This window comes from Acetobacteroides hydrogenigenes (genome assembly GCF_004340205.1).
Taxonomy (GTDB): Bacteria; Bacteroidota; Bacteroidia; order Bacteroidales; family ZOR0009; genus Acetobacteroides; species Acetobacteroides hydrogenigenes.
Genome location: NZ_SLWB01000001.1, coordinates 492,875 through 506,702, shown reverse-complemented (window position 1 = coordinate 506,702; position 13,828 = coordinate 492,875). Strand labels below are relative to the sequence as shown.

Here is a 13,828-nt window from a genome sequence, read left to right as displayed (position 1 = left end):
GGGAAATGGTATAAAAATTGTAAAAGAGATCCTAAAAATAACTATCTATGAAGAATCTATTTCTTGCAGTAGCTCTAGCCCTAATTGGGTTAACCTCGTGCGATTTCAACACGCCTCAAGTCGATCCTATTCCACAGGAAATTACCTATTATAGCCAGCATCACTACAGCCAGCTCGTGTTTAACGATGTTGTCTCGAAGGTGCTGGAGTACACAAAGCTAAAAGTGAACAATCCAACAGGAACGGCTGACCCTAGTGGTGTGGTTATCTCGGCTATCGAAGATGGGGTAATGACCATCGAGTTTGTAGAAACCATTTCGGGGAATGCGCGCCTCGGAAAAATTAAGGTAACCTTTACCGGTGATCCCCTTGCCGTAGGTTCGTCGATGCGGATTCAACCTGATGGGCTTACCTATTCGAGCATGAAGGTGAACGGCGAGATTAAAATCGACATCCTAGATAAGGGTACCGCTAAGGCAAAACAGGCGGTAGCCGTTATAGGTGGAACCATAACCGACATCTATACGAATGTCCTATCGTATAGCTGCAACCTTACCCGCACCCAGAACGAAGGCGAAAGCAATGCGGTGGATACCGACGATACCTTTACCTATACCGGAACTGCAAATGGAAGCTTTGGCGATAAAACCAGCTATTTCATGACCATCGACGAGCCTCTTGTGCTGCCTTCGGGGGCTTCCTACTTTAAGAGCGGAAAGGTTTCGATGACTCCAGCTCTATATAGCGAGCCTTTCGTCATCACCTTTGGTAAGGGTCAGTATGCAAATCAGGTGCTGCTGACATACAAAGGTCAATCGAAGCTCTACAATATTTAGCAACAGATTGTAGCTTACTATACGAAAGGGCAGCCATAGGCTGCCCTTTTTTCGTTTTGAAAAATGGCTCAAACTCGGTGCTCTGAATAAAAACATAGCTGCAGTAATGATCATGTATTGCAGCATATAACATGATGCATCTGTAAAAAGTAGTATGTACCACTACATAGTTAATAATACACCTACAAAAAGGATTGCGTTAAGCTCCACGATAAAAAATGCAGCTGCAAAACATGCCATGCAATGGCACAGTATATTTTGCAGCTGTAAAAAGAGCTCTGTCGAAGAGCATGAACAAAAATCTACAATGATATACAAGCAGCATTAGTTGCATAGTCGCTGCTGCTACTCGTATTTATCCTGCTGCTTTATGCTATTTTCTACTGAAATGCCGCATAGATATATAATCTTTAATCAAAGCCTACATAACTTTTATGTAAGCATTGCTATCTATTAGCTGCTGCATATTTGCTAGTAGGTAAAGGGATACTTTTGGCAAATAGTTGCCTAATCGGTAGAAATATTTGAAAAAAATATTTTGAATTAAAATTTATAGCTAAATTTACGTTAGTGTGATAACCAATATTAATGTTTCTACTATGAAAAGAACCCTTCTGTTTAAAAATCCAGCTCGCGATTTAGGCAATGTAAGCTTCTACCAATTTGTTTTTAGCCAAGCAAGTCGTATCAACGAGATTGATGCTAGCGTTCTAACCGATGCCGATCTTCGACAAATCTTAGCCATCCTTCTTACCTTATCCGAAGAGTTTAATAAGGTAATCCTACAGGTTCAAAAAAGTATAAAAACGGAAGAAATACTTGCCGCCAAGCAGGTTCGCGATAGGTGCTTTTCGGCTCTTAAGGTCGGCATTAAAAATGCGCAGTATTCAACCGATACAGAAGTGCTACAAGCCGCTGCTGGACTTACTATCCTGATTAATACCTGTGGAAATATTGCACGAATGGCCTTGGAAAAGGGAAGCGGAACGGCCGAAAAGCTGGTCGAGGAGCTCGAAGGCCCTGCCTATAAGCCTATGATCGAGAAGCTGACGCTTTCGCCTGTAGTCATTCGGTTAAAAAAGGAAAATGAGAGCTTAGTTGATCTCTACGAAAGCCGGCGGGACGACTATTTAGGTAAGAATAGCGTTAAGAGCGTAGATTTGCGCAAGGACGTAATCCGACAGTACCAGCTGCTCTGCAGCTACATCGTATTAAAGGTTCAGCTCTCGAAGGATGCACAGTACCACGAGGCGCTTCAGATTATAAATACTATAAGGAAGGAGTTTGCGGAGGTGGTCGCAAGGCATAAGGCCGCCCGAAAAAATGGAAAGAAGAAGGTCCAAGATCAGTCTGCTCCCGAAGAAAGCTAACGCCTTAGATGCACCTTATTGCCATAGCTATAAAAGAAAAGGCTACCGTTTTGGGGTAGCCTTTTGTGCTATGCCTTTAGCATATGCGAGTTGATCTTTTCTATCTTTTCCTTTGCGAATTCGAGCGTGATCTTTAGGCTATCGGTTTCCATTGATGGGAACTCGAACATCGGGTCGATCATTATCGCCTCGCAGATGGAGCGAAGGCCGCGGGCGCCGAGCTTAAACTCTACCGCCTTGTCTACGATGTACTCCAGCGCTTCTTCGTCGAATTCCAGCTTAATGCCATCCATCTCGAACATCCGTACGTACTGCTTGATAATGGAGTTCTTTGGCTCGGTAAGGATCGAGCGAAGAGCATCCCTGTCGAGCGGACGTAGGTAGGTGAGCACGGGTAGGCGACCGATGATCTCGGGGATCAGACCGAACGACTTTAGGTCCTGCGGAGCAATGTACTGTAGCAGGTTGGCCTTGTTGATGGTTTCCGCCTTCTTGGAGGTGCCGTAGCCCACCACCTTGGTGTTCATGCGCTGGGCAATCTTCTTCTCGATGCCGTCGAAAGCGCCGCCACAAACGAAGAGGATGTTCTTGGTGTTCACCTGAATCATCTTCTGCTCGGGGTGCTTCCTTCCGCCCTGTGGTGGAACGTTAACCACAGCCCCCTCAAGCAGCTTTAGCAGGGCCTGCTGAACGCCTTCGCCCGATACGTCGCGGGTGATGGATGGGTTATCGCTCTTGCGGGCAATCTTGTCGATCTCGTCGATAAATACGATGCCCTTCTCGGCCATTTCCACGTTGTAGTCGGCCACCTGCAGCAGGCGCGAGAGGATGCTCTCAACGTCTTCGCCCACGTAGCCGGCTTCGGTGAGCACGGTGGCATCCACGATGGTAAATGGCACGTGGAGCAGCTTAGCGATGGTACGAGCAAGTAGCGTCTTGCCGGTTCCTGTTTCGCCAACAAGGATGATGTTCGACTTTTCGATCTCCACATCCTCGTCGTCGGAGATGGTGGCGTGCTTCAGCCTCTTGTAGTGGTTGTAGACGGCAACCGAAAGAAACTTCTTGGCTTCATCTTGCCCTATGACGTACTGGTCTAGGAACGCTTTTATCTCGTTGGGCTTGCGGAGCTGCAGGTCGGAGAAGTTAAACGACCCCTTCTTTTTGAGCTCCTCCCTGACGATCTGTGAGGCTTGCTCCACGCAGCTCTCGCATATGTGGCCAGAGATTCCCGCCAGAAGCAGGCTTACCTCTTTTTCTTCCCTTCCGCAAAATGAACATTTTTTACCGGCCATTTCTGTAATGTTTAGGCGTTACCTCAATGTATAAACCAAAAGAACCGCAGGGTTGGTGCGGTTCTTTGGTATCTGGCTTTTGTTACTTACTACTCTTAACAAGCACCTCGTCGATCATCCCGTACTCTTTGGCCTCGAAAGAATTCATCCAGTGATCTCTGTCCGAATCCTTCTCGATCTTTTCGAGCGGTTGGTGGGAGTGGAGCGAGATAATCTCGTACAGCTCCTTTTTTAGCTTGACGATTTCTCTAGCAGTAATCTCTATATCGGATGCCTGCCCCTCTGCGCCGCCCATTGGCTGATGAATCATCACGCGCGAGTGGGTTAGGGCCGAGCGCTTGCCTGCGGCTCCTGCGGTGAGCAGTACAGCACCCATGGATGCTGCCATTCCCGTGCAGATGGTAGCAACGTCCGAGTTGATGATCTGCATGGTGTCGTAGATGCCGAGTCCTGCGTAAACCGATCCTCCTGGGGTGTTCAGGTAGATTTGAACATCCTTCGTGCTGTCGGTAGAGTCGAGGAAAAGCAGTTGCGCCTGAATGATGTTGGCCACGTCGTCGTTAATGGGTACCCCAAGAAAGATGATGCGATCCATCATTAATCTCGAAAATACGTCCATCGAGGCAACGTTTAGCTGGCGCTCTTCGATAATCGTTGGGTTGATATAGCCGCTGTAGATGTTGTGCATCCGGTTATACTGATGCAGCTTAAGGCTACCAATCCCCATGTGCTTTGTTGCGTACTTGTTGAATTCGTTCATAAAGCCTCCAACTGTTGAGTGTGATGATTAAAGATACAACTATTTTTCGAATAGTTTGTCAAAATCTTTAGCGCTCACCTCTTTGTCTTCAACCTTAACTAGCTCCTTTGCAGCAGCAACTACCTTGTCTTCGAACTTCTTCTCAACAATACGTCTTCTCTCTTCCTTGTTCTGAAGGATGTCGCTAGCGTATTTGGTGAGGTACTCTTGTGGAAGATTTCTCATTCCGTATTGAGCGAACTGGTACCCAGCATACTCCTCGGCAGCAGCCTGAAGCTCTTCTTCGCTAACTTCGATGTTGTTGGTCGTTACAAAGAATTCCTTAATAAGCTGCCACTTCATGTCTTCGGCAAATGCTGGGAATTCCTTCTCGATGGCTTCTTTGGTGAACTTGCCTTCATTAATAACGTAAATCCATCGTTTTAGGAACTCTTCAGGAAGCTGAAGGTCTGCCTTGTCGATAAGCTTTTCGCGTAGGTCTACAAGCAGCTTATAGTCGCCTTCTTTGGCAAGATTTACGCGGATTTCTTCGTCAACCTTGGCAACGAACTCTTCGTAGCTCTTTACGTTCCCTTCTCCAAACGCCTTGTCGTAAAGCTCTTGGTTAACCTCAGCCTTCTCGAAGTTTTTAATTTCGGTAATGGTGAAGCTGAATATTGGATTGATGGCTCCAAGTTCTTCCTTCTTTACGTTAAGAAGGGCCGCCCTGTCGGTTTCGTTTTCGAAAGCCTCGTTTACGTTGAACTCAACGGTGTCTCCATCTTTTTTGCCTGCGAATTGAGCCTTGATCTCGTCCTTAGCAACCTGACGAAGCGAGAATGCTGCGTTTTCGATGCTTAGGCCGTCGGCTTGCGATAGGTTACCGCGAAGGAAATCCTCTTTGCCTTCAGCAACATCAACATCCGACATCTTTCCGAAACGGCTTTGGTAGCTGGTGATATAGCTGTTGCGCATTTCATCGTCGATGGCAATGTTGTAGTAGTTTACCTTATCTCTCTTGGTCAACTTAATGTCAACAGCAGGAGCGATGCCTAAGTCGAAGCAGAATTCGAAAGCCTTGTCGTTATCCCAGTCGATAGCCTTTTGAGACTCGCTTGGAAGGGGCTCGCCTAAAATCTTGGTGTCGCTTTCCTTTAGGAAGTTCGAAATCGAATCTGAAACAAGCTTGTTGATCTCGTCAACGAGAGCAGGCTTGCGGTACATCTTGTTGATAATCCCAGCAGGTACTTTGCCAGGACGGAAGCCGTCGATTCGTGCGTTTCTACGGTAGTTGGCAAGTGCCTTGTCGAGATTTCCTTCGTAGTCGCTTGGCTCGATGTTAATCTTAAGCACTGCGTTTAGAGCATCAACGTTCTCCTTTGCAATATTCATTTGTTGACAGTTTAATGATGAGCAATTTTATTTCCCCAGTGCTTCTGACCTTCTTAAAAACATCTGCCAAGAGGTAGGTTTTTGATAATCAGAATGTCTTTTACGCACTAAATGGGAGCACAAAGGTATGAAAAAGGGGTAATAGTTACAAACATACTTTGGGCTGATGTTTGGCTAATGAGCGGGATAAAAAAAGAAAAGCCCCAATTTCTTGGGGCTTTAGTGCGGATGAAGGGACTCGAACCCCCACGCCTCACGGCACTAGATCCTAAGTCTAGCGCGGCTACCAATTACGCCACATCCGCATTGTGCTACCGTGTTCGTTTTTTGGTTTAGCGATGCAAAGGTAAGCCAAAATTTTATATCTGCAATACTCTTGTTGACTATGAGCGAAAAAAAGTGCAGTAGGTGCTGGATGGAGGTTTTAAGAAGCAGTGCGAAGCTTATTCGTATTGGAAATAGGAGGAGGAGTGTTGGTGGGGTGTAAATAAAAAAGCCCCAATTTCTTGGGGCTTTAGTGCGGATGAAGGGACTCGAACCCCCACGCCTCACGGCACTAGATCCTAAGTCTAGCGCGGCTACCAATTACGCCACATCCGCATTGTGCTACCGTGTTCGTTTTTTGGTTTAGCGATGCAAAGGTAAACCAAAAAACGTTTTCTACAATAGCTATATTGGGAATCTAGGTAGATTTCCGCAAATTTTTAGGTCTTATAGCTACTTGCGAAGCTCGAAGTTTTGTCCGAGGTATAGTCTTCTAACGGTCTCGTCGTTGGCAAGAACCTCTGCTGTTCCGCTTCTAAGTATTTCACCGTCATATAGAAGGTACGCTCGGTCGGTAATTGAAAGGGTTTCGTGCACGTTGTGGTCGGTTATAATTATGCCGATATTTTTATCAACCAATTTTTTTACAATACCCTGAATGTCTTCTACTGCAATGGGGTCTACTCCTGCGAATGGTTCGTCGAGTAGAATAAACTTAGGGTCGATGGCCAAGCAGCGGGCAATCTCTGTTCTGCGACGCTCACCTCCTGACAGCTGAATCCCCAAACTCTTACGAATCTTTTGAAGGCTAAATTCGTTAAGAAGAGACTCTAACTTGTCCTTTTGTTCCGAAGCGCTTAGCTTGGTTAGCTCTAGTACGGTCTTGATGTTATCTTCCACGCTTAAAGTGCGAAAGACGGACGCTTCTTGAGCTAGATAGCCGATTCCTTTTTGGGCACGCATGTACATCGGCATGTTGGTGATATTTTCATCATCAAGAAATATCTCGCCTTCGTTAGGGCGAATTAAGCCAACAATCATATAAAAGCTGGTTGTTTTACCTGCTCCGTTAGGACCAAGTAATCCTACGATTTCACCTTGGTTTACCTCTATGGATACGCCTTTAACTACGGTGCGTGTTTTATATCGTTTTACTAAGTTATTGCTGTGTAATTTCATTGTCTATGGTTTTGCAACGTGCAAATTTAGAAAATAATCTGAAGACCTGCTCTTATGCCAAATTTATCGATGTTAGGATTGCTTAAATGGCTAAGCCTCCATATTGCATCAATGCGGATTATCTTGAAGATATTCTCAACCCCAACGCCAACTTCATAGTATGGCTTGCTAACGTCTGATAAGCCACTGGGGAATATGAATTCACCTGTTTTGTTGGCATTGGAGAGAGAGCCTATAAGGCCTTTCCCGTAGGCAACTTCTCTCCATTTTAGTTTCCTCATTAGAGGTATGTGGTTTAGAAAGAATCCGTTGAAGTGATGTTCTAGAGTTAGACTTACCCACTGGTCGCTGGCAAATTCGTAGTAGTTCATCATGTTAAAAGAAAACTTGTTGAGCGCATAAGTCTCATTCCCCTCATGCAGTTTAAGCAGTGGGTAAGGAACTGTACCAAATAGTTTGCCCCCTTCTATTATATAGCGAAGATATCCGAATGGATTTAAAGGTACCTTATGGACGTAGTTAGCATCTAGCAGGGTATAACTATACTTCGATCCAAAGATGCTCTTTATACCAAAGGTGGCGGTTACGTTAATAATAGGGTTATCACTGCCTAGCGATATGCGCTCAAATTCTCCAGCAACAAACTTCTCTCCTTTAGCGATACGAGTGCTTAAAACGATGTTTGTTATAGGCATGTGTGTTTCTCCTGTTCCGTCCAAACGGTTCATGGTTACGAATTCAGAAGCATTGATGTTCTTGTAGTTGATTTCAATGCCACTGGAGATGCCTGGTACCCATTCGTAGTCGAACTTGAATTTTGTTTGCTCGATTAAGTTAAGCTTATAGTTGGGATTACGGCGGAGTACTGATGTTAGGATATTATCTTCGGCGAGGGAGAATGGGCTAAGCCCCATCTGTTCCATGTCCTTTTTGTATGATGCATATCCTGTTATTCGAGGTTCCTTGCTAAACATGTAAAGCACATCGCCTCCGTACTTAAATTTTTCATCCTTAAAACCATAAGCAGCAAAACCTCCAACCATAATTTTAGTGGAAACCTTGTTGGAGGTTCGACCTCCAAATTTGAGCCTATCTCCTTCTATCCTGTTGTTGCTGTAGGTTTGATAGTAAGGTCCATATTCGAAGTATCCTATTGGATAGTAGTAGTTAACAAGAAGGTTGGTGATGTTTGTTGCAGTTTTGAATAAGGGAACCTCCTTAACCCTATCAACCATTGTGTAGATGCCTTTTTCTTGAGCAGAGAGCTCTACTGGGCGGTTTTGAGCCCAGTAGCTGGTGTCTTTATTAATAGCTTCGTCGCTAAGTATTACGTCTGGAGAAGTTTTTTTTGTGGAGTCGGGAAATTCTGCTTTTAGTTTCACATTGGAGATGACGCTTGTGTTACGTCCAAAAAAGCCGACGGTTCCTTTGGTTATCTTAAAGTCGATGAAAAGGTTGCTGCTTTTGGGAAACCATACAGAATCGTTTACGGGCTGGAAAACCTGTTCGGCCGCCATTGCGTTTACCCAGTTGATGTTGGCACCCTTGTTGAGCTGCAGGACCACTTTGACAACGGCGTAAGTAGTATCGTGTACCCACATCTCGCCTGTGAAAGTAGGCTCTTGCTTTCGCTTCGGAACGAAGTTCATTCTTATGCATTGCTTGCCATCTATAAGTGCGGTGTCCTGAAGATAGTACTTATAGTAGGAAAGCCCGTTGTTATTGAGGGGGCTTATTAAGCCTTGGTCGAAGAAATCTATAAAGTTGTCGTAAATGTTGATGTTTTGGTACATTCTTCCAGTAAATTGAGCAACACTCTTGTTGTCGATCCCAGAAGTCTTGCTAGCCTTAATAACTTCTTTCTCTCTTTTTGGGGAGTTGGAGTAGTAGTAGTCTGATAGTGATTCAGAGATAAGTATGGGAATGTAGGTTTTTCCCGTCATCTTATTTGTATCTAGGTAGTCGAAGACGAACTTAAACTGCTTAAGAAGTTTTTTGTCCTTGAGCTCATTTTTGATGTTGTTTACATCGATTTGCATTTTTGTGTATGCGTTGTAGCTGTATGATGGCAGATTGGTTACGCTATTTCTACTCTTATTTGCAACAATTTTTCTAAAAAAGGCATGAGCAGGATTTTCACCAGGCCTTACAACCACTTCTTGTAACGCGTAGTTTTGCGGAATAAGCTCTATCGTGTAGTTATTCGTTGTGTTCTTTTTTACTGGGAAAGATCTTCGATTGTAACCAACGTATTGCACTGAAATCGAGTCAGTGGCCTGCTTGGCATCAATTGAGAAAAATCCATTTTGATCTGTGATTGTTCCAACTGTTGATTTTATGAAGGATATATTACAAAAGGGAAGCGCTTCTTTGGTGTTTGCGTCGATAACCCTGCCTTTTACTTTGGTGGTTTGAGCAGCGCAGAGAATAGGGGCTCCAAAAATAACAATGAAGGAGAAAAACTTTAGAAGTGTAAAAGTACGCCTTTGCATATTATTTTGTTTAGAAAATATAAAAGTAGCATGCCGCCTTGTAAGGTGTTATAATGGAGTGTTAATTGTACTTAAGATGTTACGATGTTTGTTACATTTTTGGTCAAGTAAAGTAAAGATTGATTTAGTGTCCTTCTTTGTTTCTTGTTTTAAATTAATGGGTTGTGTGATGTGCTGGTTGTAAACGTGAAGGGCATTCTATACGTATAGAATGCCCTTCACGTTTTATGAGTGGAAAAGGTTTTTATGCAATACCTTCTCTCAGAATATCATGGATGTGGACCATTCCTGCGTATTTCCCATTCTGGATTACCGCAAGTTGGGTGATCTTGTTTTTCTCCATTTTATCGAAAGCATTTATGGCTAATTCGTTAATGTCAATGGTTTTAGGGTTGATCGTCATGATATCCTTTGCTTGTAGCTTTTCTACGTTGGTTCCCTTTTCGAGCATTCTTCTTAAATCGCCATCGGTGATTATGCCCGCAAGAGATTGGTCTTCGTTTACAACGGCAGTTGCGCCTAACCGTTTTGACGAGATTTCCATTATTATGGAACGGATTTTTTCATCAAGAGAAACCTTGGGTACCTCTGGTGATATTACATCTGCAACTCGCATGTATAACTTTTTCCCTAAAGATCCTCCTGGGTGGAACCTTGCGAAGTCGTTCGAGGTAAATCCTCTGAGCTTTATTAGCGTCATGGCAAGTGCATCGCCAAGAACCAGCTGTGCTGTAGTAGATGAGGTTGGCGCAAGATTGTTTGGACAAGCCTCCTTTTCGACTGTTGCTTTTAAAACATAGTCGGCGTTCAGCGCAAGATAAGAGTCCGTGCTCGAAACTAGCGCTATGATTTTGTTTCCGAGATTGCGAATAAGGGGAACAAGAACCTTTATCTCTGGAGTATTGCCGCTCTTAGATAGTATGATTATGATGTCGTTTGGCTGAATTAGGCCAAGATCTCCATGAATGGCATCTGCTGCATGCATAAAAATAGATGGCGTTCCGGTCGAATTCATAGTAGCCACAATTTTGCTAGCAATTATGGCGCTTTTCCCTATGCCCGAAACGATAACTCGCCCTTTGCAGCTGTAGAGTAGCATGGCTATGTCGGCAAACTCATCGTCGATGTAGTTGGCTATTTGTTCTACTGCTTTTGCCTCTTCGAGGATGGTTTTTCTTGCAAATGATTTTATGTCGAAGTTATTCTCCATAACTCTTGTTTTTAAATTTTCTCTTGAGTACTTTAGATACGCAAAGTTATTGGTTTTGCTCAATAAACTTAGCACCTGTTGGAGTCTGATTTTTACAAGCGTTAACTTTTGCAAACTCAAAAAAACTTTAATTGTTAGATGAGATTTCTTTGGTTAACTTTGTTATGTCAGTGTGCAAAAAAGGACTTTTTAATCAAAGAAAGCAGTATTAAGAGGGTTAATAATTATGGCCGAAGAGGTTCATGCATCTTTAACGGAGTACTTAAAAAAGTATTTCGGTTTTTCTAGTTTCAAAGGAAATCAGGAAGCAATAATTCAAAACGTTCTAGAGGGGAAGGATACCTTTGTTCTTATGCCTACAGGCGGGGGAAAGTCGTTGTGCTATCAGCTACCCGCCCTTAAAATGGAAGGTACAGCAATTGTAATATCTCCTCTTATAGCCTTGATGAAGAATCAGGTTGATGCGATGCGCAGCTTTATAGAGGGCGATGGAATTGCACACTTCCTGAATTCTTCGTTGTCGAAAACTGCTGTTGCAAAGGTAAAGCAGGATATCTTAGAAGGGCGTACGAAACTTCTCTATGTTGCACCAGAATCACTTACCAAAGAAGATAATATTCAGTTTCTAAAACAGATAAATATATCTTTTTACGCAATTGATGAGGCGCATTGTATCTCGGAATGGGGACACGATTTTCGTCCGGAGTATAGGCGAATTCGTCCAATTATTACCGAAATAGGGAAGGCCCCATTAATAGCGCTTACTGCAACAGCAACGCCCAAGGTTCAGCATGATATCCAAAAAAACCTTGGAATGCTCGATGCAACGGTATTTAAATCGTCGTTCAATCGTGCCAATCTCTACTACGAGGTTCGCCCCAAGCAGGATGCAACTAAGGAGATCATAAAGTTCATCAAAGCGAATAGCGGGAAATCGGGCATCATTTACTGCTTAAGCCGTAAAAAAGTAGAAGAACTGGCCGATGCGCTAAAGGTTAACGGCATAAAGGCAGTCCCTTACCATGCTGGGCTTGATTCTAACTCTCGCTCTGAAAATCAGGACAAGTTTTTGATGGAGGAAACGGATGTTGTAGTGGCAACTATTGCGTTTGGTATGGGAATCGACAAACCCGATGTTCGCTATGTTATACACTACGATATTCCTAAAAGCTTAGAGGGTTACTATCAAGAAACGGGGCGTGCTGGGCGCGATGGCGGCGAAGGAAACTGCATTGCTTTCTACAGCTACAAGGATATCCAAAAGCTGGAGAAGTTTATGCATGGCAAGCCTATTGCTGAGCAGGAAATCGGGAAACAGCTTCTTCAGGATACCGTTTCTTACGCGGAATCTTCGGTATGCCGTCGAAAAACGCTGCTTCTGTACTTCGGAGAAGATTATACCCAAGAAAACTGCGGAAACTGCGACAATTGCTTGAATCCAAAGGAACTTTTCGATGGTAAGGATGCAATTCTAAAAACTCTGGATGTTATTGTTGAGCTTCAAGAAAAGTTTAAGGCCGACCATGTCGTGAACTTCTTGGTTGGGAATGCGACATCGGGTATCAAAACCTATAAGCATCACACCAATGAGCTCTTTGGAATTGGCAAGGAAAAGGATGAAAAGTACTGGAATGGCATCATCCGACAGATGCTAATTCATCATCTACTTACAAAGGATATTGAGAACTATGGGCTTCTGAAGATATCTCCCCGAGGTCGGGCGTTTATGGAAGAGCCCTACTCTATAATGATGGCAAAAGACCATGATTATGGCGATTCCGATGACGATGAAGCAGCAGGAACTGGCGCAGGTAAAGGGGGAGGAGCCGCCGATGAGGCGCTATTCTCCTTGCTGAAAGATTTGAGGAAATCAATGTCGAAAAAGCTCGGACTTCCTCCATTTGTGCTATTCCAGGATCCATCTCTCGAAGATATGTCGATACAGTATCCGATCTCGATGGAAGAGCTGCAGAATATCACCGGGGTTGGGGTCGGAAAGGCGAAGAAGTACGGCAAGGAGTTCATCGAGCTCATTAAAAAGTATGTTGAGGAGAATGAGATTGAGCGGCCTCAGGATATGGTCGTGAAATCGGTTGTTAACAAGTCGGGGAATAAGGTCTTTATTATCCAGAGCATTGATAAGCGGATGGATCTCGAAGATATCGCAAATGCTAAAGGAATGGACATGAAGGATCTGTTGTCCGAAATGGAGGCGATCGTAAACTCGGGTACCCGCATCAACCTTGACTACTACATCAACGAGCATGTTGATGAGGATAAGCTGGACGAGGTGTTCGACTACTTCAAAAATGAAGCAAAGACGGAGTCTATTGAGGAAGCATTGGATTTCCTTGGTGAAGATGATTATACAGAAGAGGAAGTAAGGCTAATCCGGATTAAGTTTATCTCAGAAATGGGCAACTAGCAGGGTGGGCCGATGATAACCGCAACCCTAGACGTTTCGTCTAGGGTTTTTTTGTGCCTGTACCGGCTTCTGAGCTGGCGCCCCATGGCGGGGGCTTTGCCCTTGACGTGAATCGAAGGGTGGCTCCTCCATTTAGCCCGTCCGAAGAGCTAATCCTCCCAAAAATGTATGCATTTATCTCAGCCGTTGGACTGCGGCTCCCCAATGTCCATGCATTTATCTCAGCCGTTGGACTGCGGCTCCCAAATGTCTATGCATTTATCTCTGCCGTTGGACTGCGGCTCCCCAATGTCCATGCATTTATCTCAGCCGTTGGACTGCGGCTCTCAAATATCCATGCATTTTTCCCTGCCGCTGGACTGCGGCTCCCAAATATTCATGCATATTTATCAGCCGTTGAGCTGATCCTCGTAAATGCTCGTGCTGGTTTCCTATTCGCGGAGGCCTAATTTCTAGCTGTAGATAGCCGTTTTTGCACCACCGCTCGTAACATCGGTGGGCAACAGAATTGAAGGACGCCCTGATCCTGTTCCGGCTAATTGGGCGTAAACGTACCGATCGGGGGGGAGTGGCTTGCCGAAAAGCTAAAGAGAGGCCTTTTGGGCGGCAGGCATAGGCCTTCGTTTTAG

General features: G+C 44.4%; 9 protein-coding genes and 2 tRNA genes. 3 read left to right on the top strand and 8 right to left on the bottom strand.

The window, feature by feature from the left end:
- Positions 1 to 47 precede the first annotated feature (47 nt).
- Together CLV25_RS01985 and CLV25_RS01980 are read left to right on the top strand one after the other, a co-directional pair.
- Entirely contained in the window at positions 48 to 836 is a 789-nt protein-coding gene (locus CLV25_RS01985; RefSeq protein ID WP_131837956.1) for a hypothetical protein, read from the top strand.
- Between the two features lie 599 nt (positions 837 to 1,435).
- A complete protein-coding gene (locus CLV25_RS01980; RefSeq protein ID WP_131837955.1) occupies positions 1,436 to 2,206 on the top strand; it encodes a DUF6261 family protein in 771 nt (256 codons plus the stop codon).
- Between the two features lie 68 nt (positions 2,207 to 2,274).
- Here the strand turns inward: CLV25_RS01980 and clpX are convergent, their stop codons facing one another.
- From clpX to CLV25_RS01940, 8 genes are all read right to left on the bottom strand, one after another.
- A complete protein-coding gene (gene clpX / locus CLV25_RS01975; RefSeq protein ID WP_131837954.1) occupies positions 2,275 to 3,498 on the bottom strand; it encodes an ATP-dependent Clp protease ATP-binding subunit ClpX in 1,224 nt (407 codons plus the stop codon).
- Between the two features lie 82 nt (positions 3,499 to 3,580).
- A complete protein-coding gene (gene clpP / locus CLV25_RS01970) occupies positions 3,581 to 4,258 on the bottom strand; it encodes an ATP-dependent Clp endopeptidase proteolytic subunit ClpP (protein ID WP_131837953.1) in 678 nt (225 codons plus the stop codon).
- A gap of 39 nt (positions 4,259 to 4,297) precedes the next feature.
- Positions 4,298 to 5,629 carry a trigger factor gene (gene tig, locus CLV25_RS01965; RefSeq protein ID WP_131837952.1) on the bottom strand — a complete coding sequence of 444 codons (1,332 nt, stop codon included), beginning with the start codon at positions 5,627 to 5,629 and terminating at the stop codon, positions 4,298 to 4,300.
- Positions 5,630 to 5,852: 223 nt separating this feature from the next.
- Positions 5,853 to 5,934: transfer RNA gene (locus tag CLV25_RS01960), tRNA-Leu, on the bottom strand.
- A 213-nt stretch (positions 5,935 to 6,147) separates the two neighbouring features.
- Positions 6,148 to 6,229: transfer RNA gene (locus CLV25_RS01955), tRNA-Leu, on the bottom strand.
- Between the two features lie 117 nt (positions 6,230 to 6,346).
- Complete coding sequence (lptB, locus tag CLV25_RS01950; RefSeq protein ID WP_131837951.1) at positions 6,347 to 7,072, bottom strand: LPS export ABC transporter ATP-binding protein; 726 nt, start codon at positions 7,070 to 7,072, stop codon at positions 6,347 to 6,349.
- Between the two features lie 26 nt (positions 7,073 to 7,098).
- Positions 7,099 to 9,564, bottom strand: a complete 2,466-nt coding sequence (locus tag CLV25_RS01945) for a DUF5686 and carboxypeptidase-like regulatory domain-containing protein (RefSeq protein WP_131837950.1) — start codon at positions 9,562 to 9,564, stop codon at positions 7,099 to 7,101.
- A 244-nt stretch (positions 9,565 to 9,808) separates the two neighbouring features.
- The gene (locus tag CLV25_RS01940; RefSeq protein ID WP_131837949.1) at positions 9,809 to 10,774 is read right to left on the bottom strand and encodes a KpsF/GutQ family sugar-phosphate isomerase; all 966 of its coding nucleotides are present in this window, start codon (positions 10,772 to 10,774) and stop codon (positions 9,809 to 9,811) included.
- Positions 10,775 to 11,000: 226 nt separating this feature from the next.
- Here CLV25_RS01940 and recQ point away from each other — a divergent pair, with 226 nt between their 5' ends.
- Positions 11,001 to 13,199, top strand: a complete 2,199-nt coding sequence (gene recQ, locus CLV25_RS01935; RefSeq protein ID WP_131837948.1) for a DNA helicase RecQ — start codon at positions 11,001 to 11,003, stop codon at positions 13,197 to 13,199.
- Positions 13,200 to 13,828: the final 629 nt, after the last annotated feature.

What these genes read in the sequence shown, in the direction of transcription:
- CLV25_RS01985 (WP_131837956.1), top strand. Translation starts at nt 48, where the DNA reads ATGAAGAATCTATTTCTTGCAGTAGCTCTAGCCCTAATTGGGTTAACC.
- CLV25_RS01980 (WP_131837955.1), top strand. Translation starts at nt 1,436, where the DNA reads ATGAAAAGAACCCTTCTGTTTAAAAATCCAGCTCGCGATTTAGGCAAT.
- clpX (WP_131837954.1), bottom strand. Translation starts at nt 3,498, where the DNA reads ATGGCCGGTAAAAAATGTTCATTTTGCGGAAGGGAAGAAAAAGAGGTA.
- clpP (WP_131837953.1), bottom strand. Translation starts at nt 4,258, where the DNA reads ATGAACGAATTCAACAAGTACGCAACAAAGCACATGGGGATTGGTAGC.
- tig (WP_131837952.1), bottom strand. Translation starts at nt 5,629, where the DNA reads ATGAATATTGCAAAGGAGAACGTTGATGCTCTAAACGCAGTGCTTAAG.
- lptB (WP_131837951.1), bottom strand. Translation starts at nt 7,072, where the DNA reads ATGAAATTACACAGCAATAACTTAGTAAAACGATATAAAACACGCACC.
- CLV25_RS01945 (WP_131837950.1), bottom strand. Translation starts at nt 9,564, where the DNA reads ATGCAAAGGCGTACTTTTACACTTCTAAAGTTTTTCTCCTTCATTGTT.
- CLV25_RS01940 (WP_131837949.1), bottom strand. Translation starts at nt 10,774, where the DNA reads ATGGAGAATAACTTCGACATAAAATCATTTGCAAGAAAAACCATCCTC.
- recQ (WP_131837948.1), top strand. Translation starts at nt 11,001, where the DNA reads ATGGCCGAAGAGGTTCATGCATCTTTAACGGAGTACTTAAAAAAGTAT.